Below are 26,043 nucleotides of genomic sequence, written 5' to 3'. Positions count from 1 at the left end.
CTCCTTGGGAGAACATTATTGCCCGGGATAGGGTTAATAGAGAGCGAGCACTGTATGGGGCTAGTGTTTCTGGGGGATTTTGCTGCTTCATGTCACTAACCTTTTGACCCCTACTGGTAGAAATTACCTATTACTAGGGTGATTTTCCCTCTAGATAGTAAGATTACTATCAGAACTTATCGGTAAGTATGGGTTTTTACTGATAAAAAACAACAAGCATAATCAGGCATTACTCAAGAAAAACGTCTATCATAAGTACCTTGATAAAGAATTCAGTAATTACTACTACTTATTTAATAAATATATTTAATGAAAATCCTGAATAACAATGATAAATTCACTTATTGAGCCTGAAGTCCATAGCGTGGATATCAGTGATTTCCCGGAATTTTTGATTTTTTATAGTGGGGTGGAACTATAAGTTCCTAGACGAAAACATGTAAAACAGTTGAACTATCAGGACTTCCGCAAAACTGGGCACCAAACTCTACCTGTAGGCGCACAGGGCTTACTCCCCTACAGGTAGAGTTACTGGGGAAGTCCTGACTAGATCGGTTTGGGTGCATCTCAGTTTTGCAATTAGGCAAAAATTCCCGCGAAAATTCCCACACTTCCCACACTTCCCGCGCCCCCGCCCCACACTCCCCGCGCCCCCGCCCCACACTTCCCACACTTCCCACACTTCACATCTTTTTTACAAATATGAGATGCACCCATCGGTTTTCAAATCAATTAGGGACAAAATTTGTCCCTTGAAAGCAATTAGTAGGTGGTAGGTGGTAGGTTATACATGAGGGGATGTACCTTACCTCAGGGGGTGAACCTGAAGGCTAAACTAATTTCATACCAAGCTTTGAGAGAAAGTTCTCCCTCAAAAAGAAAAGGGTGATTAACAGCTAAGGTAACCTCAGTTCGGACCCGGGCAGATTGAGGTAAAAGCCAGTCCAGATTAAGGCTCGGTTTCTTGGGTTGATGACAATATGCAATCAATCCGCACAGAACATTGACGCAAAAATTAACCGGTGAGCGATGACGATAATGTTCGATTTGATAAATATTTTTGAGTTGGTAATTAATGGTTTCAATCAGAAATGTTGAATCTACCTAATTATTTACATAAAATTAGACACACTATACCTATAACACACCAGATAACTTCACGAAAAAACCATCTGATCAAACCAATATTATTTTCACACATAAAAGCTGGTAAATATCGGAGTTTATCTAAAATTTTATTGCCGAAATCGGGATAACCACTAATTGTAATAAGACATAAGCTATGAGACAGGTATAAATTTGGTACTCAATTCCCTTGACATTCTTTGTTATTAATCTGTCCAGTTTTAGATGCATCTTCAAAAACTTCCAGAACAACTCTATTTACCAGCCAAGGAGACGAAACCTTAGAGAGGGTCGCCTTATTCATATAACTTAAACCTTTTACCCATAACCTGCCGACATTAAAGGCGACCCTCTCTTACGGTTCAAATAAACGATAAAAATTCCCAACTTCTTCATTACTTATACCTTATTCTTATGCTTCTGGTAGGTTAGTCACTAGTCTAAATTCCGTCTGAGTTTCGAGGTCACAAAAGTTGACAACTCTCCCTTGTACTTACTCTTTTTCTGTTCCGATTAGATTCTGCCTGAAGGGGCGACCCGTGGCGAATTTAATAATTAGATGGGTCAAGGGCACCTAAAACATTTCTAGCTTGACATTGTTTTTAATTCTTAAGACAAAATAACGATTATGTTTGGTCTTTAGGGTTTCGATTATCAGCAAACTCGCCAATCCTCTATCCATTACACTGACTCCATTTTTTGGAGACGAAACCTTAGAGAGGGTCGCCTTATTTCATATAACTTAAAAGTATGGTAGTGATAAATAAGTAGTGATACCAAATCCGGTTATTATAGGCTGATTACAAAAAATACCCAAATCTGCTCTGGGCAAGGACTTTGTGTTTTTTTGAATATAGCCTTGGTAAAGCGGATTTGGTATGATACAACATTGTATTCCCCTTAAATAAGATATTTATTAAGTAAAAATCTACCAATTTAACTATAATTAATTATAAAACATTATCTAAATTATAATAAATACTGATTAAATAAAACTTACAAAACTGCTAAAGTTTTATTAGTCAAAAAAAACTTCTCAAGGGAAAAATACACTATCTTAACCATGAATACAGTATCAAATTTAATCACCCGACCCAATTGCCCTTACTGCAATTGTGAGCAAACAGTAAAAAATGGAAGCACTCATCATAAAAAACAAAAATATCTCTGTAAAAACTGTAAAAGACAGTTTTTTTAAAATCCCACAAAAAAGCCAATACCATTGTCGAAAAAAAACTAATATATCACTTATTACTTGAGAAAATATCTTTGGCGGGTATTGCTCGATCAGTTGGAGTTTCAAAAACATTGCAACAGAGAAGTATGTTAATAAAAAATATGCCGAAACTCCCCAAAAAATAAAGGGTTCAGAAAAACCAAAAGGTAAAATTTCCATAGAATGTGATGAAATGTGGTCTTTTGTTAATAAAAAAGATAATCAGCAATGGATTTGGTTGGCCATTGATGGCCGTTGGCCACGCTACGCGAACAAGAAACTAGAGAAATAGTTGGAGTTTATATTGGAGATCGCACTCGCGAATCGGCAAATAAATTATGGAAGTCTTTTCCTCCAGTGGTTCGACAATGTGCTGTGTGTTATACAGATTTTTGGGAAGCTTATCAAAAAGTTATACCTAAAAAACGTCACAAACCTGTAGAAAAAAAACCTGGAAAACTCATCATATTGAAAGACAAAATAATACCTTAAGACAAAGGATTAGTCGTCTGGTTAGGAAAACTTTGTCATTTTCAAAAAAATTAGAAAATCATCTAGGAGCTATTTGGAATTTTGTTCATCACTATAATAAATGTTTATCCGGTTGATTAGGCCATCACTACTTGTGTACCACTACCGGTTTATATGGCCAAAATTGGGTAAATTTTAAGGATGTTTGTCTAGAATTAGTAACCGAGTTAATGAAACGCGCATCCTAATAAGCGATGCAGCGCGGTCTTGGGGGTTTCCCCCATGAGCGACTGCATCAAGACACGAAAGTATTATCAACGAGGTCTAAGGGCTAGGTCGCTTATAGAGTCTGCGTTTTAACTTATTTCGTCGCCCCCCCAGCACAATATCTACAAGTTTATGCTTCGGTTCCCGTTTGAATCTTGGGTCATCCAATGGCTCAAACTGATTAATCACGCTATGTTTGAGCTGTTTCATTGTCTTTGAAAGGGGGGATGGGGTTGGAGCACCAAAACCAAATGACATCACGGCCGTTGAGAATGTGAACAGACTGATTTAATATCTATGCAGTTTCCTTGATTCTGGAGAAATTGTCTAGTCCGAATTATTACTGGGCAAATGTCGGTTTTGTCAAGTACAATTTATACCAAATATCTGCGATTACCCTGCTTTTACCCTAAGCCGACTAACCATAAAGGCTACCCTTCTCTTGGTCAACTTCTAACCAAGGTTTCATCTGAGGCCTTATTACAAAAGAAAAAACCCTTTTATTCATAACCGAGCACCCATTTTGGCCTCCGCCGAATCCAAGAGAAGGGTAGCCTTCTTACAAGAGAAAAAACCCTTTTACCCTAAGCCGACTAACCATAAAGGCTACCCTTCTCTTGGTCAACTTCTAACCCCTGTTATATGGGAACTTCAAACTCCCCTTTGGCCGACTGCATCGCTACCAAGGTTTAAAGCTCCTGATGTTTCCCGACACCCCACACCCGGTCACCCCATACCCAGTAAGGCACCGAATGCTGCTTGTCACCCCGTCAGTCACAGAACTAGAGTCCGAAACTTTTCTGTTTCTGCTAAGGCTGGGTTGATCCCAAACCAGCGCCCTTGTTCATCTTGGTATTCATAGACAAACATACTGCGCAACAGGGTTTGATATTCTTGTTCCCCCTTGACGGACTGCTGTTGCACGACTTGAGATAGCAACTTCCACTCTTCCTCTTCAACAGCCAGAGTCAAGTCATCTCGGTATCCCTTAATCACACTCTCTAAACAACTCCTGGAAAAGGGTGGGTCTTCATGTTGCAAACAGTTATAGAGCAACCCTAACAAGTTACGGACATGACCCCCACTAATGCGACACATCCGGTCGAGGGTTTCTGGGCTATCAAATACTAGTGGAATCAGGTTTAGCCGCTGTTGAGGATCAACCATTGGAAAAGCTCGGGCTAGCAATAGCTGTCGCAGCAGTGCCATACCTTCTGGATAGTCACTACCATCCCGTAACTGTATGGGCACCATGGGCAAAATTTTGGGAGCCACACCACCACCGACTCGATTTTTGAGAGTTTCGTACTCGTTGGAGAACATTAAGGACAAGGGTAGAGTGTAAACCACATGGCAGTTCAAACGCCTTAACTGAGTACCACGGTCGATAAACAGATACTCTGGCTGGGAGCGACCTGAAGCCATGGAGCGATTATCAACTCGGTCAAGATTATCAATAATCACCACCAAACCCTTTTTGCCAAGCAATTTCAGCTGCTGAATCGCTGATTGTAAAATTTCTTCGTTGATGGCATTCAAAATGCTTTGGGTGCGGGGTTCTAGATGCTGTCGTAGCAGTTGGCGTTGCTGAGGACTGTCTTTACTTCTGGCTGTAATCTTGGCAATGCCTACCGAAAATTCGGCTTCTGTTGAAAACTCAATAGGAGTTTGCAAAAAGTCTTTGATTTCATTAAATAATTTACTAAAGTAACTGGGTTTGAGCTGTATGCTGATCGCTTCTAGGCTTTCACAGACTGACCTAGCGATGCTGAGTAAAATGTCACTGACATCAACATCCACCATGTCTAGGTCTTGAGAGGACTCAAAATAAACAACATGAAATTGCTGCTTTTCCAACTCGGCTTTAAGTCTTAACAACTCAGTAGACTTACCACAGCCAATGTGACCAGTAAACAATTGACAGGTAGGTTCATCTGGTGACAGACGGGTAATGGTTCGTCCTAAAGCTTCGATAATCTTTCCTCCCCTGACAGCGGAAAAATCGATATAGTATGGATGGTCTTCTGGATTCCCCATATCTAAGGTTTTAGCTGGGTTACACGCTTTGAAAAATCTTGGTAGATGCAGTTCCATAAATGAACCTCCCACTCCCTGTGGTGATGGTTATGGTTTACAGAAGGCGGTTATAAAGCCCACTCCTTTAACAGGGTGATATAGAAAGCGTCGCCAGTGATTAGTCTTTTGTAAAAGACTAATCATTAATCACTGACCCATCCCACGTACCTTAGTCGTGGGATGAGTTAACTATAGAGGACTGATTAGGCACCAATGCCTTTTCCCATCAGACTGATGCAACCTGTTAAGTATAAAACGTGGGAACCTAGTAGTGGTTAAATTAAAACAAGTATTTGGTGCTCAGTCAGGAATTGCAAAGTTTAAACCTTGTCGTTACCCAGATTTTTGGGTAGATTGGCGTGAAGCGATCGCGCCGCAGCGCAAATGCCCACGCGCCAATTGTCAGGCTTACTTCAAGTCATAAATGTACTCTGTCGATTGATCGGTAGTAGATGACCAACATCGCATCAGTCTCTCAATCACAATTGTCTAATCGACGCAAACAACTGCGACGGACACGCCGGATTAAATTTTATCAAAAGATTTGGCGTACACTTTTGGTGGGCGGTATTGCTGGAAGTTTACTCTGGGCAATAACTTTACCAGATTGGATGATTCGTCACCCAGAACAAATCGAGATTCAAGGGAATTATTGGCTTTCTGCTGAAGCGATTCGCTCCCTGCTGCCTGTATCCTATCCCCAGTCTTTACTGCAAGTACAACCCCAAGTCCTTGCCGAGTTTCTGGAGTCTGAAGCTCCTATTGCTTCGGCTAATGTTAGCCGTCAACTTATACCACCAGGATTGACAATACAAATTAGAGAGCGTCAACCAGTGGCTATTGCTGAGCAGAGTAAGCCCGAAACCAGAAAAACTAAAAACTCTACCCCAACGTTGGGTTTAGTCGATGAGCAAGGGATCTGGAGCCCCAAGAGCAGTTACGAACCACTCTCGGCCAACCTGAAGTTACCGAAGTTGAAAGTGATTGGTCAAAATTCCGTTTATCGTCCTTACTGGTTCGATTTTTATCAAGCTGTGAGTCATTCGGCTGTCAAAGTTTTGGAGATCGATTGGCGAAATCCAGGCAACTTAATTCTGAAAACCGAGTTAGGAAATGTACATTTAGGTCCTTACAGTGAAAGCTTCCCCACGCAACTGAGAGTTCTAGACCAGATGCGAGAATTGCCGAAGCGCACACAAAAAAGCCAAATAGCTTACATTGACCTGCAAAACCCAGACTTACCATCGATTCAAATGATCACAGACCATGACAGTGTGGAATCCAGAGTTAAATAACGATAAGCGTTGAAGGTCAGACAGCTCTACATCCCTACTCTGACAGCTAAACCGAGGTGATATTTCCAGCAACCTATGTTTTGTTTCAGGTCAGTTATCGGGTATAGAGCCAGCCGTTGCCAGGGTCTTTGGTTTTTCAATCAACTTACTCTATAGTTAACTCAGACTGCTACATATAACTTATAAAGATAAAGATAAACACTTACCCTCACCTCTTGCAATGACGCTTAATAGTCAACTAGGGCTTGCTGCTCAAAGTTCTAAAATCATCGCAGAAGCAGATCTTTCATTAGGATCCGACAATACACATCCTTTTAGTAACTCTGTATTACAATTCGGTCAAACTTATGATTCTAATCGCATACCCAGGGAAGAAACTAGGAGTGACAATATCGTGCCAGGTAGCGTTGCAAAAATCAAGGTCATTGGTGTTGGCGGGGGTGGTGGTAACGCAGTTAACCGCATGATTGCCAGTGATGTCAGTGGAGTAGAGTTCTGGTCAATTAACACAGATGCTCAAGCACTAGCCCAATCAGCAGCACCCCAGCGCTTACAAATGGGGCAGAAGTTGACTCGAGGCTTGGGAGCAGGAGGGAACCCAGCCATTGGTCAAAAAGCCGCTGAAGAATCCCGGGAGGAAATTGCCCAGGCTCTAGAAGACACTGACCTAGTTTTCATTACTGCTGGGATGGGGGGTGGCACTGGCACAGGAGCTGCCCCGATTGTAGCAGAAGTTGCTAAAGAGATGGGTGCTTTAACCGTGGGAGTGGTCACTCGTCCATTTACCTTTGAAGGACGCCGTCGTACTTCCCAAGCCGAGGAAGGAATTGCCGCTCTGGGGAGTCGAGTCGATACCCTAATTGTTATTCCCAATAATAAACTTTTGTCAGTGATTTCAGAACAGACTCCTGTTCAAGAAGCATTTAAAGTAGCTGATGATATCCTGCGTCAGGGGGTGCAAGGGATCTCTGATATTATTACTATTCCTGGCTTGGTGAATGTGGATTTTGCCGATGTGCGAGCGGTGATGGCAGATGCTGGTTCGGCTCTGATGGGCATCGGGATGGGTTCTGGAAAATCCCGAGCTAGAGAGGCAGCAGTAGCCGCCATTTCTTCTCCTCTGCTGGAGTCTTCTATTGAAGGGGCTAGAGGGGTAGTTTTAAATATTACTGGTGGCAGTGATCTGACCCTCCATGAAGTGAATTCAGCAGCAGAAACTGTTTATGAAGTGGTTGACCCCAATGCCAATATCATCTTTGGAGCAGTAATTGATGATAAGCTCCAGGGTGAAATTAGAATTACTGTGATTGCTACGGGATTTACCGGAGAAGCCCAGTCTGCACCTAAATCCGTGGAAACTCCCTTGAATCGGCGACCGATTGCTCCTACACCGATGCCCCCTACTCCCAAGGTTGAGCCTAAGAGTAGACCAGGATTAGATATTCCAGAATTCCTGCAACGGCGTCGTTTTCCCAGAGGACCAAAGGAGTAGAAAAAAACTGGCACTAATCCAGATGGCATGGAAGTAAAGCTTTCGCAACCTATAGCCAAGGCAAGACTGTTGTCGGTACCCTTGGTAATTGCTGGTTTTACTACTAGGCGTGAAAAATTTCCTAGACATTGCTCCATTGTCTGAACCCATGGGAAACTTTTTTCGGTTATCACTATCAATAGGGTGAATCAACCAGACTATGCAGCGGGAGTTTTTGTTGACTATCTCCCTAGCTTTGAGCCAACAAGGGCTGCCCACCGATTAAAATTTCAACTATTCTTGCCTTGGATGAAGTTTAGCTATACTTATGACTTCTAATCACCGAACCAACCCCCCTATGCCCAAATCCAGTAGCGATCGTTACCCTAGTTCAACATCGGCAAACAAATCGAATACATACTGTCCGTCAGTACCAATTTCTGTATACCGGGAACTAGCAGCTGAGTTGCAAGCAACACAGGCGATGTTGGACTCTCTCCATTCTCAAAACCAGCATTTAGTTAAACAACACCAGCAGTTGCGACAGGAAGTTAAAAAAGTTATTAATTCAGCTCTGCATCTACAGCAGGTGATCAATTCCTTAGAACCAGTGAGTCCAGCTGAAGTCAATCGACCTCAGGCAGTAAAGCCACCGGAACCCCGTCAAGCTCCACCAATTCCATCCCAGCGCACCGCTACAACTATCCCAGGGGGTGAATTTTCCCCACCTCAGAGGAAACCTCAAACCCCTCCCTCTTCCTATCGAGAAACTTTAGTGATTGAACAACAAGACAATCGATCCCTGCGAAGTTCCCAACCAGAGGGAGTGTCATATGTCAATGGCTGGGTGTTGGTTATAGCCATCTTGGGAATTGTCTTGAGCGCATTTGGTGCTGGCTTTTTAGTGGTGAAACCGATACTAGATAGTAATCGTTGAACCATTGTGCTGCTTGATTAATCGATTAATGGCGGGTTCTTCGAGATTCATCCGCCTAATCTAAGCTTTTACTAAACCTCGGCTGTATTTACCGCTATTTTCGCTTCCGCATTGCACCATTAACTATAAAATTACCATAATTACTACCAAGGGAAATCGGTTTTTAGCAGTTAATGGCCAGGTCTATAAGGTTTGCCAGAATCAATTGTGCCCAGAACATTGGCTGCTCACAGGTCTGTTTACTTAGATCAAATTCACAGTCATTAGTCAGTGGTGAAGGGCAACAACAAACCTGCTCAACCTGAGTTCTATATAAGCGATCGCTCCACGAACGAGTAAGGGATAGAAGATTTGGGCAACTAGGGTATATTAAGGCTTTCAGCGTTACGTTGAACTCAGGTTAAAATTCATAACAATGAATTTTAGCAGAGTGAGTATTTAACGGGAAGTAGAACTGGTAGTACACAGCAAGCCATTCTAGGTCGGTTGTGAGTCCCCTCTTCACGTGAGTTCGAGATCAGGGTACACTCCACGAAACAATCACGGTGCGCGCCTCCTAGGGCGCGAGGGATTGCTCGCGCCCTAGGGTCGCACCGCAGGGATACAGGCTTTCAGAGACTAGGATAGATTAAGGCTTTCAGCGTTAGGTCGAACTCAGGTTCTTCCTATGATGACTGAAGTTACCCCTCCTCGTTGATATCCCTAGCCATAGTTTTTGAGGAGCGTCTGACCAACAGACTTACATCTGTGATGGATTTAAGAAACACAAACCGGCAGCAAATGCCTCAACCATAGGGGTTTGACAAAGTCTTTCAGCCAGAGATGGGTTTGAATTGATCGGGACACAACTGGCAGGTAAAACTCATATTAATGACCAAAATGGCAAGCAGTTCTCAGAAAGAGGATTTACAATGAACTATCAGGTTTCTATGAGTATGAGCGTGCAATTGTGATTCCCTATGACTTTCTAAAAGCGATCGCAAATGAACACGGTGTATCTAAAGCCGAGCTGGAGGTTGTGGCTTTGGCGATGGAGGGTCAATCGACAAACGCGATCGCAAAAACCCTCGACATTAGTGAACATGCAGTGCGCAAAAGACTCAGCGAGGTCTACAAAAAGTTTCCTATATCAGGGACAGGGCCTGTAAAGCTAACCAAACTGCAACAGCTGCTGGTCAATCGCTATCAGACTCATATAGAAACCCAGGATATCTCCTCTAACTGCAGAAGCTATACCCCTATCTCTACTGTCCAATCCTCAAACCCCAAGCACATGGATTGGGGTGAGGCACCAGATGTTTCTGTTTTCTATGGTCGCACTGAAGAACTACGCCAGTTAGAAACATGGATTGTTAAGGATCGTTGCCGATTGGTGGCACTACAGGGTATGGCAGGGATTGGTAAAACCACCTTGTCAGTGAAGCTGGCTAAACAAATTCAGGATCAGTTCAAGTATGTGGTATGGCGTTCCTTAAGTCAGGCACCCCGGTTAGAGGATATCCTAGCAGCACTGCTCCAATCTTTATCTGGGCCCCTAGAAACTGTAGGATATGAAACCGCCGAGGGGTCAAACCCACTCCCTAGTTGTCAAACTGCCAAGGAGCGTATCTCCCAACTAATTGAGTACTGCCGCCAACACCGCTGTTTGATAGTCCTCAACGGTGCCGAATCTATTCTACAGATTGGTACACTTGCGGGCATCTACCGAGAAGGCTATGAAGGCTATGGTGAATTCATCAGACGCTGGGGAGAAGAACCCCATCAAAGCTGTTTGTTGATTACCACTCAGGAGAAACTCAGCGAAATTTCGTTACAAGAAGGAGAGACTTCACCTGTGCGTTCCTTAAAACTTGAAGGTTTAGGGGAAGCCGCTCAGTATATTTTGCAGGAAAAAGGATTGTCTGGGCAGAAAAACTGGGACTATTTAATTAAGGCGTATCGTGGGAATCCCTTGATGTTAAAACTTGTTGCCATAACCATCAAAGAAGTTTTTGATGGCAGTGTGACCGATTTTTTGGCAACTACCCTATTTACCCATGACGTTAGTGACTTTATCGAAGAAATCTTAGATCGGTTATCAGATTTGGAACATAAAATTATATATACAATGGCTAGTCACAAAGAACCTGTAATTCTAACTCAATTACAGGATGAATTACTGGAGATATCGCCTCAGGAATTACTCAGGGCTCTAGCCTCCCTGAGACAGCGATCTCTAGTGGAAAAATCTCAAGGCGGGTTCACCTTGCCTCCTGCAGTCATGGAAGTGACTAACCAATTAATTGCTGAGCGAGAATAGTCATAATATCCCAGTTGACTAATTTTTTGAAACTATTAAAAGTTCAATTTTATAATTGGGTGATATCGATTCCAGTTAATCAATTCCTATTCAGGTAAGTCGTTAATTTTAAAGTGTTGATGGTCAACGGTCAATTAACACTTTAAAATAAAAAAAAATTAACAAGTTACCAACAACCAAGAATGATAAGTATTAAATTGGATATGATATGACTCAACAGGGTTTCTAGGCTTTAAATACAATAGCTGGATCAATACGAGTCACCTTTTGGATAGCGAACAAACCGGAAGTGACACACATTACCACAGTTATGCCAAAAACACCTGTGGCAGACACTGGTGTGATCAAAAGGATAATTCCTTTTGATTTAACCCACACACTCAACCCCCAGCAAAGGAGCATACCAGGCACATAACCAAGAACAGCCATCCACAATGCTTGTTCGACTATAACACTATAAATAAACCGATCCGGTGCGCCCATTGCTTTTAGGGTACCAAACTCTTTGATATGGTCAGAAACTGAGGCGTAGAGAATCTGAGTGACAACTACCATGCCAACAATCACTCCCACAGCAGCACCTAGACCCAATACAAAACCAAGACCTGTTCGCACCTGCCAGTAATTTCGGGTCTTGCGTGCCATCTCAAGCTTCGTATAAGCACGAGTCCCGGGTAAAGCAGCTTCTAAATTCTGCTTGAGTTGCTCAAGATCCTGCCCTAGTTTAGCCTTTACCATGATATAGGTAATGGGGTCTGTTAGGCTCAAAGGTGTAGGTTCAGGAATCTCCGACTCATCAGACTTATTCAAAGACTTTGACTTTTCGTAAATAGTAGTACACTGCAAATTATCTGAAGATTCTACAGTGCAGTTAAGCTTAGAGGTATAGCTTGTGTTGATATAGGTATTGGCATTTTCTAAGGAAGCAAATAAGAATGGGCTAGCTACAAGGGATTGACTCTCCGTGGTTAAGCCGACCAATCGAGCAGGCAAGAAGTTAACCGTAGCGGTATCACCGATATCTCTGAGATTGAGCGTCGGTAATCTGCTTTGATCCACCATAACCGTGTAAGGCTCCTTAAGGGCTTTCAGTCTACCCCGAGTGATTGTTCCGGGTTGGAACAGTTTTCCCCCTAGGTCAAATCCAATCAACGTAACAGGACTGGTATCTCCCTTAAGAGGACGCCATCGACCTGACCCCATCAGTAGTGCTTCTGCTCGCTCCACACCTTTGACTCCTTGAGCTTGATCCAGCTGATTCTTTAAAAGTGGCTCGGTTAGCTCAAACTGAACCATTCGGTCAGAACTTACCCATATATCGGCCTCGGATCCCTCAATCAGAAGAACTGTAGAGCGAGTGAACCCGTTGAGCAGACCAGTTTGGATTGTGACTAGGCTAACGGCAAACATAATTCCTGCTTGAGCGACCAGAAAGCGAGGAATGTCTGCCCAGAGGTTTTTGCGAGCAATAGAGACCATAGGAGATTATGCCGAGATAACTTTTAAGTAATATCACGTCCGAGAGCTTATAAATTGTAAGGTGTGGGTTTTTGGTAATTGTTATTTCTCCCAACCTTGCCTTCGAAGAAGACCTGATCCCAAGCGCCAGTCACGAAAACTAGTCCATGGGCTTACTCTCTTGATTTAAAAAGCTTCCAGAACTTAATAGGGCAAGGGTTTCATGGGTGTAGCGCGTTCTTCTGAATACTTACAGTCAAAGTCATAAAGCCAGTGTAACTCATAGACTTTTAATTAACTAACATTAACTAACCAGTAAATTTTTGTAAATCCCTGCCAAGATGGCAACACGGCTCAGTGGCAAGATTGATACATTTCAGTAGTTTTCTGGCATAGAAGGTCATAAATAATCAAAAACTTCCGTCAATGCGTAAATACCCCATAGTGTCTCTCTTGTAATTTGTGTAAACTCACGGATACATCAACCTCATAAAATTCTGTAGCATTGAGCTAGCAGTTACCTGATCAATCATATTTTACTTGTGCATCTCGGTGAAAGTCTTTAACTGTTCCCGGTGTTTTTTCTTGCCTATGGTTAAGAAAGCCTCTTCCCAATCGGCAAATTATTCCGGTAATGGCAGCACTAGGACAATCAGTTTTGCTGACAACGGCAATCAGGTAAACCAAAGGCAATGATGGCGATAAAACAAAATTATCCTCTAATTCCAATCAAAGAGTTTACTTCCGTCAAACAAGCTGGGTTGTTTGAAATTTTGAAGCAGCCTCGGTTTAGCGGTCAACTCATTCTAAGTGATCCAAATAAACAAGAATGGATATTTCACATTTATATGGGTCGCCTCATGTATGCTACCGGAGGGACTCATCCAGTGAGACGGTGGCGTAGAAACCTACTCATTCACTGTCCTCAGACATCTGCTCAGCTTTCATCACTGCAAGACGATCTAGCTAATACCAATTGGGAAGATGTCAATGTCTGTTGGGACTATCATTTGCTATGCCTATGGGTAGGTCTGCATAAAGTTACCCGTGATCAAGCCGTCAAAATGATTCAGTCTGTCATGGTAGAAATACTTTTTGATGTTACCCAAGGCATGCAGATCACCTATAAAATCAAACCAGATTCCTCATCATCATTATCATCATTGTTTAAACCACTGGTCTTGATTGACGCAGAGCAAGTCATCCATGAAGCTGATCAACTTTGGGAAGCTTGGCAAAGTGCTCGTGTAGCAGACCGCTGCCCTAATCGGGCACCAATGATCAGGCAGCCCAAGCAACTGAGAATTAAAACATCCCCTCAGGCTTACCAAACTATGACCAAGCTGTTGAATGGACAATATACCCTACGAGACTTGGCCATACTAATGAAACGGGATACTAGGGCAGTTACCCTCTCGATTCTACCTCACCTGCAATCAGGATTAGTGGAACTGATAGAGATTCCGGATTTACCTGCTCCAGTTTCACTACCTCCGAACGAAACATCGGTAAAAACTGTTCCTGAGCAGAAACCTTTGATTGCCTGCGTGGATGATAGTCCCCTGATCTGCCAAAGCATGGAAAAAATTCTTACCTCAGAAGGCTATCGCTTTGTGGCTATTAATGATGCACTTAGGGCGATCGCTACTTTGTTAGCTAGTAAGCCAGAGTTGATATTTTTAGATCTGGTCATGCCAAATGCTAATGGCTATGAAATTTGCGGTCAATTGCGTAGGCTCTCCTTTTTCCGCAATACTCCGATCGTGATTTTGACCGGTAACGACGGCATCATCGACCGTGTGAGAGCTAAGATGGTTGGCTCCTCAGATTTTCTGAGTAAACCCATCAATCCTGAAGAGGTATTGAGAGTTATCATTAAACATCTTAAACAAGTTAATTAGAATTGACTAGATAGCCGAAATTTAAGTGTTTACAAAAAAAACCGTTGAAACACTTGCTTACCTGATTATAATTTTAGAGTTATTTAAATCGGATAAAAATGGTTACCGCATTAATTGTTGAAGATTCATTAACTGATCTAGAAATTTTCAGAGGTTATCTCAAGGAAAATGGGTTTAATGTATTAACTGCCAATAATGGCTCAGAAGCCCTAGAAAAAATTAGCAGTAATCAGCTGGATTTGATTGTCCTTGATGTTGTCCTTCCGGATCGCAGTGGTTTTGAAATTTGTCGAACCCTTAAAAATGAAGCTAATACAAGCCAAATACCTGTGATAATCTGCTCCACCAAAGATACTGAAATGGATAAATTTTGGGCGTTGAAGCAGGGAGCAGATGCTTACCTGTATAAGCCTGTTGATAACGCAGAACTCCTAAAAATCATTAACCAACTGGTCAAGGGCTAAATCTGAGCTATAAAAAAACAGAGATCATCATGGTATCCAAGTTTATCCCAGCTTCAGCTTCCCCATCATCAGCGACAGAAACTGCTGCCAATGAAATTAGACAGCAGTTTCTGCGGTTTCATCTAGTACCTGATACTACTGCTTTAATGCCAATTAATCAGCTGACTGAAGTGCTGACTATTGCTGTTGGTCAAATTATTCCAATTGCCCATATGCAACCTTGGGTGATGGGTGTTTACAACTGGCGGGGTGAAGTTCTTTGGATGGTCGATCTCGGACACATTGTGGGACTAACTCCTTGGCATCAGCAACCGGTAAACACATCACACTACACCTCCTTAGTGTTGCATATCCAGTCTCATGATCCTAAGTGCGTTAAATACAACCAAATGCTAGGGTTGGTCGTCAACCGGGTAGAGGACATTGAATGGTGCAATCCCGATTTGATTCAACCTCTGCCGTCATCAAGCATGAATCCTGAATTGGCAAAGTTTTTACAGGGATATTGGCTGAAACATGGTGGTGAAATGCTAGTAGTTTTTGATGGAAAACTAATTTTTAATACCAAGTTTTAATTATACTATTCATCGAATGTAACTTGAACGTATTATTTCATTATTATAACTAATAATTATTTATTTTAAGTTTTAAAGCTTAAATTTATAAAAAAAATACGGTTTAAAAAATAATTTTATTAAGTATTTAATCATGAAAAAAGCAACGAATAATTTTAATGTCAATGGCAACACTACCAATAATAGTGAGATAGCTAAATCAAAAAAGGCGCTGGTGAAGACACTCTTACCTGAGTCAACTATTCCTAACGTTAAATTGCGGGTTGTTCAAGAGTTAAAAGAACCTGAGACCAAGGTAAACCATTTGCCAGACCAAGATATCAACGCAGAAGATCAGCTCCTGGAACTGGTCAAAACTGAAAAAAAAAAAATCAGAGGAATAAAAATACTCTCAGCCGCCAGTTGTTGACAACGATTATGCCAACGGTATTGATTCCTCTGACTCTGGCTAGCCTAGTAAGTTACAGAATTGTTCACGACCATGACAAAGAGCGAAATAAATTACAGCAGCAGGAGCAAGCTCTAATTGCTGGTGAAGCAGCTAGCCAACTGATTAAGGATACCTTTACTGTACCAACCTTATTAGGGAGTAATCCTTTAGTCATCAATGCAGCTCATGCTAGTAGCAAAACCGCACAACAGCAACAACTTCAGAAACTGGCTATTCACGAGATTGAATTACGTTTTCAAAACACAAAGCTCCTCCAACCCAATCCACAACTCAATCGTTACTTAAAGAGAATCGTTAAGGATGTAGGTCTAGGGGAATTATTTGTCACTGACCGCTATGGGTACAACATTGCTTATAGTAATCCCACCTCTGACTTTGTGCAAAGGGATGAAGACTGGTGGCAACAAGCAAAGCGTCAAGGGCGTTGGGTCAGTGAACTGGACTTTGATGATTCAGCTAATGTCTTTGGTTTTGATCTAGCTCAGGCAATCAAGGATCCTCAATCAGGAGAATTTCTTGGGGTGATTAAAGCTGTGCTACCCATGAATCAATTAGAGCAACTGTTCCCTTATCTAGAACATATCGGATTGATGGGTTCCCAACAAGTGCAGCTGATAGACACTAGCCAAGGCATGGTAATTAGTACCCTCACCCCTGAAGGTAGTCTGGATGAGGAAGATATCATTGGGGGTGAAGCAGTTTGGGAAATTGCTAAGTTTTTAGTCCAGGCACCGACCCAGCTAACTATTAATACTAAGCAAGACTTCAATCGTTTCAAAGCTAAGTATTCACTAAAGGAAGAAAGACTTTCGACCTATAAGAAGAAAACGGGAAAGCAGGTAAAAATTGTTGACTTCCTCTATAAAGATAAGTTCTATACCATTGTGACTAACCCACACACAGATTGGGTATCCGTTGCTTCTGTGGACAAATCAGAACAGCAAAGCGCTGGTAATGAGTTAATTGTAGCGTTTATCTTAATAGCCCTAGCCTTGGGAGCAGTAACTTTGGTAGTTGTTCTGCTTTTATCCCGCCGCCTATCTGCTCCTCTAAGTCAATTGTCTGATACAGCCAAGGAGGTGACTGCAGGTAATTTAGATGCGATTGCTCAACCAAGTGGTACCGCAGAAACCCAAACCCTAGCTCACACCTTTAATAACCTAGTCGCCCGGATTAAAGTTCTGGTACAAGACCAAAGCCTTGACGCTAAGCGTGCTAAGCAACTGAAAGACATTACGATTCAGCTAACTCAAGCCCTTGACCTGCAAGATATCCTGGATATGGTAGTGCGAGGGAGCCGACAAGGGCTGGATGCGGATCGAGTGGTTGTCTATCGCTTTGACCCCAATTGGAAAGGTACTGTCATTGCTGAATCCGTGGCTGCAGGTTGGCCCCAGGCTCTCGGTGCGGAAATTGCTGACCCTTGCTTTGCAAAGGATTACGTCTATAAGTACATCCAAGGTCGAGTTAAGGCAACACCGAATATTTATGAAGCTGGTCTGACCCCGTGTTACCTGAAGCAGTTAGAACCCTTTGCGGTCAAAGCCAATTTAGTTACCCCAATTCTGGTTGAAGGGGAACTTTTGGGCTTATTAATTGCTCACCAATGCAGTGAACCTCGAGCCTGGCAAGCTTCGGAAATCGATTTCTTAACCCAAGTAGCTAACCAAGTGGGACTAACTCTTGACCGGATCAACCTCTTGGAACGGCAAAGAATTGCTGAAACCGAGCAACGGACGGCTAAAGAGCAGCTTCAAAAACGCGCACTGGAATTGCTGATGGAAGTAGACCCAGTTAGTAAAGGAGACCTCTCGATCCGTGCCCGTGTGACCGCCGATGAATTGGGAACTGTTGCTGATTCCTACAACGCTACGATTGAAAGCTTGCGGAAACTTGTGGTGCAAGTGCAACAGGCAACGAAGCAAGTTACCAGCACCACTACTCAAGATGAAGCAGCGATTCGAGAATTATCCACAGAAGCCTTGCGACAGTCGGAGGAAATTACGGCAGCTTTACAACGAATTCAAGACATGACGACTTCAACTCAAGCTGTGGCTGCTAGAGCCTCTGAAGCTGAAGCTGCAGTCAAACAAGCGGCTCAGACAGTCGAAGCTGGGGATACTGCTATGAACCGCACTGTGGAAGGCTTTATGGCGATTCGGGAAACTGTAGGCAGCACTGCCAAGAAGGTCAAACGCCTTGGGGAATCGTCCCAAAAGATTTCTAAAGTAGTTAACCTGATTAGTAATTTTGCCGCTCAAACCAACTTGCTAGCGTTAAATGCTTCTATTGAGGCAGCTCGTGCTGGGGAAGAAGGTCGAGGCTTTGCGGTGGTTGCGGATGAAGTGCGAGCCTTAGCCCATCAATCAGCAGAAGCAACGGCAGAAATCGAAAAAATTGTGGCACAAATCCAGATGGAAATCAATGAGGTGGTAGCTGCCATGGAAGCTGGTACTGAACAAGTGGTAGGAGGAACGAAACTGGTGGATGACACCAGGCAGAGTTTGAATCAAATCACTGCAGTAATGGTCAAGATTAATGAGTTGGTCGAAGCGATCGCTACCGTAACTGTTGAGCAAACTCAAACAAGCGTTTCAGTGACTCAGACTATGACTAATGTGGCAGCGATCGCTAATCATACCTCCATAGAAGCGTTGCAGGTATCCCACTCGTTTAAACAACTGCTTACAGTTGCTGAGCAACTGCAAGATAGTGTAGGCAAGTTCAAGGTGAGTTAGTGTTCTTAGTCAATTGTTAATTTTTAATTCTTAATTCTTAATTCTTAATTCTTAATTCTTAATTGCCATTTTCAAAGCAACTGTGATCTCAACAAGATTGACTGGGAATTCTATGGCTGTAACTTCTGAAGTTTTTCAGTCACCCCGAGTTAGGCAATGGTGGCAGCGATGTCCAAACCCTGGGTGTCTTCACAACGAGAAACTACCTATTTTTAATTAATTGGGCGTATTCCATGACTCAAATTCCTCCTCAGAATAACTCCCTTAAGGATAACAATGGTCACAAGATTGATAATTATGATCTTAAATTTTCTGATAATTTAGCTTATAAATTATCAGAAAATGGTCATAATGGCAGCTACCAAGCTTTGGATCTGTCAAAATCTACCCTGAAAACTAAACTGGGGAAATCACTGCTACCACTACCTAAGTTAATCCAGTCAAAGCTTGCACCACCCCAAAGACTTCCATCTTTATTTTTGAAATGGTTTTATAACCTTCCTATACAAGGTAAACAGCTCTTAGCCCTGTTCACATCAGAAGTGATCTCCGTAGTTGGCTTAGCAGGTGTGGGGGCTTTTTTGATTGTTACAGGAGGTCGTGCTCAATTAATCAACCAAGCCAAATCAGAATTGGCGGTTATGGATATTATCTATAATATCAAAATTAATCAGATGGGGTTTGGTTTTCGGGGACAATCTGACAATAGCGCAATTATTCAAGCGGTTCAAACCTATGCTCAAGGTAAACCCTTAACCCCCGGGTTGCTTAAACAAGTGAAAGATATTCTTCAGCAAGAAATCCAGACTCGTCGGATTGAATATGCCACGTTGGTGGGAAAGGATCGGCGAATTCTTGTCAATGCTAATGCTGATCGAACTGCGGAGTTTTTCGATCCCAATGACTTAGTCAGTCAGGTTCTGGAAAATCCTCAGCAAATTAAAACCAGTGAACTGGTCAGCTGGTCTGAAGTTGCTCAAGAGTCTCCCTTCCTACCTGCTGGGATTGTCCAGCAAAACAATCTGTTGATTCGCTACACCGTCACACCGGTTAGAGCCACCGACACAGGGGCAGTTTTGGGAGTACTGGTTTCTGGGGATATTGTCAATGGCAAGCTGCCTATCGTCGAGGATACCCTAAAGTCTTTTGGGGGAGGTTATAGTGCGGTATATCTACGTCAACCGGATGGTCAATTTGTCTTGGCAACTGCCTTAGACCAGGGTAAAAGTACCAATTTAGCAGAAGCTCAACCGAAAGTCTTCTTGCCCGATACCCCTTTCCTGAATCAAGCGGTAACAGCTCAGGGTAATCCGATTACCAAACGCATCAAGATAGGGAGGGAAACCTATACAATCGCTGCCAGGACGCTAAATAATTTTAGTGGTAAGCCAGTTGCCCTTTTGGTAAGGGGAACCTCAGAAGCTCAACTCAACTTCCTCCTCAGCAACAAGCTACTCCTACAGTTGGTAGTAGTGATCTTGGCTGTGACTGCTGATATATTACTAGCTATTCTGCTAGGACGAGCCATTGCTAAACCTATCCAGCAGCTACAAAACTTAGCCGAGCAATTTGCTCAAGGGTCACGCCAAGTCCGAAGCAATCTGATCACTAACGATGAGATCGGTAAGCTAGCTAGGACCTTTAATGAAATGGCTGAGAGTGTTACCAGTCAGGAAAACGTGGTACGTCGAGAAGCAAATCGGACACAGGTCATTATTAACCTTGCTGCTACCCCCATCGACAAATCTCTCGACCTCAAAGCTCTCTTCCAAGAAGCGGTGGAAAAAGCCCTCAATCAATTGAATGCTGACCGGGTAGTTATCTACCGCCTGAATCCGGATGGTAGTGGCTACATTGAATTCGAGGCAATTCAACCGGGTTGGCCGAAAGCAGTTGAAAATATGGTTGAGGATAGGATTGAGAAGAAAATTGAAGATGCTTGTATTCCACAGCAACTGCTTGATGCCTACAAACATGGGCGTGTCATTGCCACCAATAATGTATTTGAAGCAGGTTTCCATCGTGACCACGAGAAGTTGATGGAACGATTGCAAATCAAAGCAAATTTAGTGACACCAATTGTCCACGCAGAAACACTCTACGGTTTACTTATTGCTCATCATTGTAGGGCCCCACACCAGTGGCAAGAGTCTGAAATCATTTTCCTGACGCAGTTATCTGTTCAGCTGGGCAATGTTATGCAGCGAGCCACATCCTTAGAACAAATGGAAGCAGCCCGCCAAGAAGCCGAAAATCTTGCTCAGGAACAGCGCCAGCTCAAAGAGGAGCTGCAAAAGCGTGCTCTAGAACTGTTGATGGAAGTAGAGCCAGTTAGTAAAGGAGACCTCACTATTCGAGCCCAAGTGACTGCCGATGAATTGGGAACTATTGCCGATTCCTACAATGCTACAATCGAAAGCTTGCGGAAACTTGTGGTGCAAGTGCAACAGGCAACTAAGCAAGTCACCACCACCACTACTCAAGATGAAGCAGCGATCCGAGAGCTATCCACAGAAGCTTTACGACAGGCGGAGGAAATTGCTAATGCTTTACAAAAAATTCATGACATGACAGTCTCAACTCGCTCTGTGGCTGCCAGTGCCTCTGAAGCCGAAGCTGCAGTTAAACAAGCAGCTCAAACGGTGGAAGCCGGAGATGCTGCTATGAACCGCACTGTAGAAGGTTTTATGGCGATTCGGGAAACTGTAGGTAGTACGGCTAAGAAGGTCAAACGCCTTGGGGAATCGTCCCAAAAGATTTCTAAGGTAGTCAACCTGATTAGTGGCTTTGCTGAGCAAACTAATATGTTAGCCCTCAATGCCGCTATTGAGGCGGCTCGTGCTGGGGAAGCCGGTCGAGGCTTTGCGGTAGTTGCTGATGAAGTACGAGCCTTGGCCCATCAATCGGCGGAGGCAACGGCGGAAATTGAAAAGCTGGTAGCAGACATTCAGGCGGAAACCAATGAGGTGGCAACCGCTATGGAAGAGGGAACTGAGCAAGTGGTAGTTGGGACTAAACTGGTGGATGATACCAGGCAGAGTTTGAATCAAATTACTGCCGTAACGGTCAAGATAAATGAGTTGGTCAAAGCAATTGCCATCACAGCTGTTGAGCAAACCCAAGCCAGCGAATCAGTGACTGACACTATGGCTGACGTAGCAGCGATCGCGAATAGAACCTCCACAGAAGTCAGCCAAGTATCTAACTCGTTCAAAGAACTGCTAACAGTGGCTGAGCAACTGCAAGATAGTGTGGGCAAGTTCAAGGTGAGTTAGTGTCATTGTAGTTATTAGTATTTTGTTAATGACCAATGACCAATGACCAATTTCCAATTTTCTCTTGACCAATGACCAATGAAGAACCATGGCAACTCACTCTGAGATCCAAGACCAAGCCTATCAGTTTTTTATCGAAGAGGCACCAGAGCTGTTGCAACTGATCGAGACAGGCTTACTGAATCTCCAGCAAGAACGAACCACGGCTAAGATCCACGATTTAATGCGAGCCGCTCACTCCATCAAGGGAGGTGCTGCCAGTGTTGGGCTAGAGGCAATTAAAACCTTGGCTCATCGTCTCGAAGATATCTTCAAGGCTTTCTACAGCGACGAGGTACAACTTGATACTGAGCTAGAAAGCTTGCTGCTCAAAGCTTATGACTGCCTCCGGAACCCCCTCATCCAGCAAATTGAGCAAGGCTATTTTGACCCAGAGCAAGCCCTAGCCAGGGCTCAATCCACTTATGCCCAGATTGAAGAACGACTCGGTGATGCCCTAACACAGGTTGATAACTACATTCCTAGTTCCGGTGACTTAGGTATTGATATTGTATCCTCTATTTTTGAGGTTGATGTGGCTCAGGGACTAGAACGTCTTGCTTCTGTCCTAGCCAATCCCCAAAATTATGAGGTGGTGGGGGAATTAAAGGCACAAGCAGACGTATTTGCTGGCTTTGCTGAGTTACTGAACTTGTCCGGATTTGGAGCGATTGCCCAAACGGCTGTAGCGGCAGTAGAGCAAAATCCCCACCAAGTCTTGAAAATTATTGAACTGGCCCTAGCTGATTTTACAACAGGACGAGCTGCTGTACTAGCAGGCGATCGCACTCAAGGGGGAAATCCCTCGACTGCTCTAGTTGCTTTAACAGAAGCCCCTGCTCCTCCGGCTAATGACATCACAAATAGTCTAAATACCACCTCTGAATTTGAAGATATCTTTAGTGACTTTAACCTAGGCGAAGCAACCAATGCCTTTGAAGACTTTACCTTATCCGAGCAAACCGCTACCCAACCATCCCAACTGAATCCACTAGTCGAAGAGACTTTCGAGACCTCACCCACTGTTGCCCATCAGGAAACTGACCTAGATCAAGCAACTGTTGAGCCACCATCTTGGAAGGTTACCGACTCAGTTGATGTTACTGATATTTTTAACAACTTTAACCAAGATCAACAGACCTTACTCTTTGAAGACATTGCTCTAGCCCAGGAAACTGAAACTACTGCCCAGCAACCCCAAGTGAACCTGCCAGCTCAGGAAGTTCCTCTGAGCCCACCGATTGTTGCTGATCTCAGAACTAGTGACTTGGGGCAAGTCAGTCAAGACATACCATCTGATCAATCTACCCCTTCAGAGGATCAAGTTAACCCAGTCCAAGAGGCAGAAGCATCTTTCCCAGAGGAAACCATTTCCCCGACAGCAGAAACTGTTCCACACTCGGAGCAAGACCAGCAAGACCTGAGTAAAGCTAAGGCTGACCCTAGCCCAGGATCTAAACCAGTAGCGAACTCGCCCAATCCATCAAGCACTGCTTCTGCTCCCCTCAAGAACTCATCCCTAGAGGTACCAAAAACCCTGGAAGCTGCAGTAGAAAAGATTGAACAAATCTTTGAAAGCCTGCCACCGCTCCAGGATATGCCTGCTTCAGATGTTCCATCACCACCAACCCTACCAGCAGCGGCATTCTTAGCCAATGAATTAGCTATCAACCCACCCACTCAATCGGCGAAATCCCAGCAGCATCAACCTACTCGATCTAATCAATCTACTCCTAAGCCGTCACAGCATCCCAGCCAAAGTCCAACCTCTATCTCCCCCGAGAGTTCAGTCCGGGTTAACTTAAAGCGACTAGAACGGATGAACAATCTGGTAGGGGAACTGGTGATCAACCGCAATAGTATTGGCCTGCAAAATGAACAATTACAAGCAGCAGTGCGGGAACTAACCCAAAGATTTGAACTTTGTCAAACCATTGTTAGTCAAATACAAGAGTTATCTGATCAGAGTCTAGCGAGTGCCTCAAGTGCTGGATCAATGGTGTCAAATCCTAGCTTTGCCTCCCTTAGTCAGAATGAGTTGAACCAGCAAGGGACGAATTCTGTCGGTGAGAGAAACTCACCCCAGCAATCGGTAACGTGGTCAGGCCAAAAGAGCCTAGAGAGTGAGTCAGACCCATTTAACAAACCCCTGTTTGATTCTTTGGAAATGGATAGCTATAGCAACGTCCATGCTTTGATCCAAGGACTACAGGAAGAAATGATGCTGCTTAAAGAAGCCGTGGGGGATATAACCCTATTTGCTCAGCAGTCTGATCAGACCTTGGAACAACAGCGGCAAATGCTTTCTCAGCTACGAGACGAGCTGATGTGGGCGCGGATGTTGCCTCTGGGTCAAGTACTCAACCGCTTTCCCCGGGCTTTACGGGATCTTTCTACCCAACACCACAAGCCAGCAAAACTCAAGCTTAGTGGTACAGGGGTTTTGGTAGATAGAGCAGTGCTGGAAAAACTTTATGACCCCTTACTACATTTACTCCGGAATGCTTTTGATCATGGCATTGAATCCCCTCAAATTCGGCGCAAACGAGGTAAATCAGAGGAAGGACAAATTGAAATTCGGGCTTACCATAAAGGCAATCAAACCATTATTCAAGTTAAGGATGACGGTGAAGGTCTTAATATTGAACGCATTCGTAAAAAAGTATTGGCCAAGGGATTGTTGTCAGCCAAACAAATTGCTAAAGCTCCCCCATCCCGACTGTTAAAGATGATTTTTGAGCCAGGATTTTCCACCGCAGCTAAAGTCAGTGAACTGTCTGGTAGGGGAGTAGGTTTAGATGTAGTACGCTCTCAAATTCGAGCTCTCAAAGGGAAAATATCTGTCACCTCATCTCCAGGTAAGGGTACAACCTTTACCCTACGCCTGCCGTTAACTCTCACCATTGCTAAATTACTAATTGCTACAGTCGGTCCAATTGTTATCGCTTTACCATCAGACAGTATTGAGGAAATTGTAGTTCCCAAGGGGGATCAGATGCAAAAATCTGGGACAAAACGGTTTTTGCTATGGCGCGGACAAATGGTTCCCACTTATACCATGTCTGATCTTTTGGAATATAACTGTCCAGTCAGGGAAACTACTCCTAGCAAAGCTTTAGTCTATGTCCCCACTCCTGAAGATTGGGCATTACCTCTGGTAGTAATGCGTCGAGAGCAGCAGGCTTTTGGGTTAGAAATCGATCGCGTGATCACAGAGCAAGAGCTAGTGATTAAACCCTTTGGCAAAGTGCTTGCGGCTCCCAGTTATACCTATGGTTGTACCATCTTGGGGGATGGTAGTTTAATTCCGGTGATGGATGGTAACGCCCTGCTAGAGCAATTTTTAGCTCAAAGCCAAGAAGAGACTAAACCGAGAAGCTTGTCTCATATACTCGAAGCTACCACTAAGAAAAAGTCATCGGTTAACCGGACTCAAACTCCTGCTAAAACTGCTCCACTTCCCACAATTTTAATTGTGGATGATTCGACAGGTTTACGACGAACCTTGGCTATGAGCTTGCAAAAAGCGGGTTACCGAGTTTTACAGGCTCGGGATGGACACGAAGCCTTGGAACAATTGCGGCAAAGTTCGAAAGTGCAGATGATAATTTGTGATATTGAAATGCCGAATATGAACGGTTTTGAGTTTCTTGGTCAACGTCGCCAAGACCCTCAGTTATCAAAAATTACTATAGCAATGCTTACCTCTCGTAGCAGTGAAAAACATCAGCGTTTAGCAATGCATTTGGGGGCTAACGCTTACTTTACTAAACCTTATATTGAACAAGATTTTATTGGAAAAATAAAAAACATTATTGAACAAAGTAAATCTGAAGTTTAAGTATTAATTGATCAGCTAATGCGCTACAGATGGTGCTACTTGATGTGCTATCAGCCATTCCTAATCAGCGTTTAGCTCAAAGCAATAAGCAATTAGCTTCTTGAGGGGTCTCCACTACTAATCATTTACTTGCACCCATAGCCT

Annotated in this window: 17 protein-coding genes and 3 pseudogenes; 14 read left to right on the top strand and 6 right to left on the bottom strand. The window is 43.4% G+C overall.

The genetic code is table 11. The annotated features are described in order from the left end of the window. Positions 1-945: 945 nt before the first annotated feature. Together F6K53_RS27380 and F6K53_RS27375 are read right to left on the bottom strand one after the other, a co-directional pair. Positions 946-1,089: pseudogene (locus F6K53_RS27380) on the bottom strand (IS982 family transposase); the annotation flags it as partial. Between the two features lie 19 nt (positions 1,090-1,108). Then, positions 1,109-1,389, bottom strand: a pseudogene (locus tag F6K53_RS27375) (hypothetical protein); the annotation flags it as partial. A gap of 799 nt (positions 1,390-2,188) precedes the next feature. Between F6K53_RS27375 and F6K53_RS27370 the strand changes: the two are divergent. After that, a pseudogene (locus F6K53_RS27370) lies at positions 2,189-2,949 on the top strand (IS1 family transposase). A gap of 187 nt (positions 2,950-3,136) precedes the next feature. Here F6K53_RS27370 and F6K53_RS27365 read toward each other — a convergent pair. Beyond that, positions 3,137-3,337, bottom strand: a complete 201-nt coding sequence (locus F6K53_RS27365) for a hypothetical protein (protein ID WP_293082827.1) — start codon at positions 3,335-3,337, stop codon at positions 3,137-3,139. Positions 3,338-3,853: 516 nt separating this feature from the next. Then, a complete protein-coding gene (locus F6K53_RS27360; RefSeq protein WP_293082824.1) occupies positions 3,854-5,173 on the bottom strand; it encodes a P-loop NTPase fold protein in 1,320 nt (439 codons plus the stop codon). 253 nt (positions 5,174-5,426) lie between these two features. Here F6K53_RS27360 and F6K53_RS27355 point away from each other — a divergent pair, with 253 nt between their 5' ends. The 6 genes from F6K53_RS27355 (at position 5,427) to F6K53_RS27330 (ending at position 11,157) form a co-directional block, all read left to right on the top strand. Further along, positions 5,427-5,579 (top strand): hypothetical protein, encoded by a 153-nt coding sequence (locus F6K53_RS27355; RefSeq protein ID WP_293082821.1) that lies wholly within the window; start codon positions 5,427-5,429, stop codon positions 5,577-5,579. A 28-nt stretch (positions 5,580-5,607) separates the two neighbouring features. Beyond that, the gene (locus F6K53_RS27350) at positions 5,608-6,450 is read left to right on the top strand and encodes an FtsQ-type POTRA domain-containing protein (RefSeq protein WP_293082816.1); all 843 of its coding nucleotides are present in this window, start codon (positions 5,608-5,610) and stop codon (positions 6,448-6,450) included. Positions 6,451-6,670: 220 nt separating this feature from the next. Beyond that, a complete protein-coding gene (gene ftsZ, locus F6K53_RS27345; protein ID WP_075900138.1) occupies positions 6,671-7,942 on the top strand; it encodes a cell division protein FtsZ in 1,272 nt (423 codons plus the stop codon). A 183-nt stretch (positions 7,943-8,125) separates the two neighbouring features. Next, the gene (locus F6K53_RS27340) at positions 8,126-8,260 is read left to right on the top strand and encodes a hypothetical protein (RefSeq protein ID WP_293082813.1); all 135 of its coding nucleotides are present in this window, start codon (positions 8,126-8,128) and stop codon (positions 8,258-8,260) included. A 19-nt stretch (positions 8,261-8,279) separates the two neighbouring features. Further along, positions 8,280-8,858 (top strand): hypothetical protein, encoded by a 579-nt coding sequence (locus F6K53_RS27335; protein WP_293082810.1) that lies wholly within the window; start codon positions 8,280-8,282, stop codon positions 8,856-8,858. Between the two features lie 949 nt (positions 8,859-9,807). Further along, positions 9,808-11,157: an NB-ARC domain-containing protein gene (locus F6K53_RS27330; protein WP_293025334.1), complete on the top strand. Its 1,350-nt coding sequence runs from the start codon at positions 9,808-9,810 to the stop codon at positions 11,155-11,157. 225 nt (positions 11,158-11,382) lie between these two features. Here the strand turns inward: F6K53_RS27330 and F6K53_RS27325 are convergent, their stop codons facing one another. After that, entirely contained in the window at positions 11,383-12,636 is a 1,254-nt protein-coding gene (locus tag F6K53_RS27325; RefSeq protein WP_293025333.1) for an FtsX-like permease family protein, read from the bottom strand. A 504-nt stretch (positions 12,637-13,140) separates the two neighbouring features. Continuing rightward, on the bottom strand, positions 13,141-13,308 hold the full coding sequence (locus F6K53_RS27320; RefSeq protein ID WP_293025332.1) for a hypothetical protein: 168 nt from the start codon (positions 13,306-13,308) through the stop codon (positions 13,141-13,143). Between F6K53_RS27320 and F6K53_RS27315 the strand changes: the two genes are divergently transcribed. The 7 genes from F6K53_RS27315 to F6K53_RS27285 all read left to right on the top strand — a co-directional run bounded on the left by F6K53_RS27315 (position 13,308) and on the right by F6K53_RS27285 (position 25,899). After that, positions 13,308-14,516, top strand: coding sequence for a response regulator (locus F6K53_RS27315; protein ID WP_293025331.1), 1,209 nt, complete (start codon positions 13,308-13,310; stop codon positions 14,514-14,516). The two genes, F6K53_RS27320 and F6K53_RS27315, sit on opposite strands and share 1 nt — an antisense overlap. A 98-nt stretch (positions 14,517-14,614) precedes the next feature. Further along, positions 14,615-14,980 (top strand): response regulator, encoded by a 366-nt coding sequence (locus tag F6K53_RS27310; protein ID WP_293025330.1) that lies wholly within the window; start codon positions 14,615-14,617, stop codon positions 14,978-14,980. 29 nt (positions 14,981-15,009) lie between these two features. Next, positions 15,010-15,555 carry a chemotaxis protein CheW gene (locus tag F6K53_RS27305; RefSeq protein WP_293025328.1) on the top strand — a complete coding sequence of 182 codons (546 nt, stop codon included), beginning with the start codon at positions 15,010-15,012 and terminating at the stop codon, positions 15,553-15,555. Positions 15,556-15,688: 133 nt separating this feature from the next. Beyond that, positions 15,689-15,964 (top strand): hypothetical protein, encoded by a 276-nt coding sequence (locus tag F6K53_RS27300; RefSeq protein WP_293025326.1) that lies wholly within the window; start codon positions 15,689-15,691, stop codon positions 15,962-15,964. Between the two features lie 8 nt (positions 15,965-15,972). Beyond that, the gene (locus F6K53_RS27295; protein WP_293070635.1) at positions 15,973-18,744 is read left to right on the top strand and encodes a methyl-accepting chemotaxis protein; all 2,772 of its coding nucleotides are present in this window, start codon (positions 15,973-15,975) and stop codon (positions 18,742-18,744) included. Between the two features lie 233 nt (positions 18,745-18,977). Then, positions 18,978-22,019 carry a methyl-accepting chemotaxis protein gene (locus F6K53_RS27290; RefSeq protein WP_293070637.1) on the top strand — a complete coding sequence of 1,014 codons (3,042 nt, stop codon included), beginning with the start codon at positions 18,978-18,980 and terminating at the stop codon, positions 22,017-22,019. 88 nt (positions 22,020-22,107) lie between these two features. Continuing rightward, positions 22,108-25,899 carry a response regulator gene (locus F6K53_RS27285; protein WP_293070639.1) on the top strand — a complete coding sequence of 1,264 codons (3,792 nt, stop codon included), beginning with the start codon at positions 22,108-22,110 and terminating at the stop codon, positions 25,897-25,899. The last annotated feature ends 144 nt before the right edge of the window (positions 25,900-26,043 follow it).

Origin of the sequence: Moorena sp. SIO4A1, assembly GCF_010672065.1 — a bacterium.
Lineage (GTDB): Bacteria > Cyanobacteriota > Cyanobacteriia > Cyanobacteriales > Coleofasciculaceae > Moorena.
The sequence above is the reverse complement of the archived record's forward strand: the minus strand, read 5'-3'. Positions and strand labels throughout refer to the sequence as shown.

Coding starts and splice junctions, on each gene's coding strand:
- F6K53_RS27365 (WP_293082827.1), bottom strand. CDS start 3,337: ATGTCATTTGGTTTTGGTGCTCCAACCCCATCCCCCCTTTCAAAGACA.
- F6K53_RS27360 (WP_293082824.1), bottom strand. CDS start 5,173: ATGGAACTGCATCTACCAAGATTTTTCAAAGCGTGTAACCCAGCTAAA.
- F6K53_RS27350 (WP_293082816.1), top strand. CDS start 5,608: ATGACCAACATCGCATCAGTCTCTCAATCACAATTGTCTAATCGACGC.
- ftsZ (WP_075900138.1), top strand. CDS start 6,671: ATGACGCTTAATAGTCAACTAGGGCTTGCTGCTCAAAGTTCTAAAATC.
- F6K53_RS27335 (WP_293082810.1), top strand. CDS start 8,280: ATGCCCAAATCCAGTAGCGATCGTTACCCTAGTTCAACATCGGCAAAC.
- F6K53_RS27325 (WP_293025333.1), bottom strand. CDS start 12,636: ATGGTCTCTATTGCTCGCAAAAACCTCTGGGCAGACATTCCTCGCTTT.
- F6K53_RS27315 (WP_293025331.1), top strand. CDS start 13,308: ATGATGGCGATAAAACAAAATTATCCTCTAATTCCAATCAAAGAGTTT.
- F6K53_RS27310 (WP_293025330.1), top strand. CDS start 14,615: ATGGTTACCGCATTAATTGTTGAAGATTCATTAACTGATCTAGAAATT.
- F6K53_RS27305 (WP_293025328.1), top strand. CDS start 15,010: ATGGTATCCAAGTTTATCCCAGCTTCAGCTTCCCCATCATCAGCGACA.
- F6K53_RS27300 (WP_293025326.1), top strand. CDS start 15,689: ATGAAAAAAGCAACGAATAATTTTAATGTCAATGGCAACACTACCAAT.
- F6K53_RS27295 (WP_293070635.1), top strand. CDS start 15,973: ATGCCAACGGTATTGATTCCTCTGACTCTGGCTAGCCTAGTAAGTTAC.
- F6K53_RS27290 (WP_293070637.1), top strand. CDS start 18,978: ATGACTCAAATTCCTCCTCAGAATAACTCCCTTAAGGATAACAATGGT.
- F6K53_RS27285 (WP_293070639.1), top strand. CDS start 22,108: ATGGCAACTCACTCTGAGATCCAAGACCAAGCCTATCAGTTTTTTATC.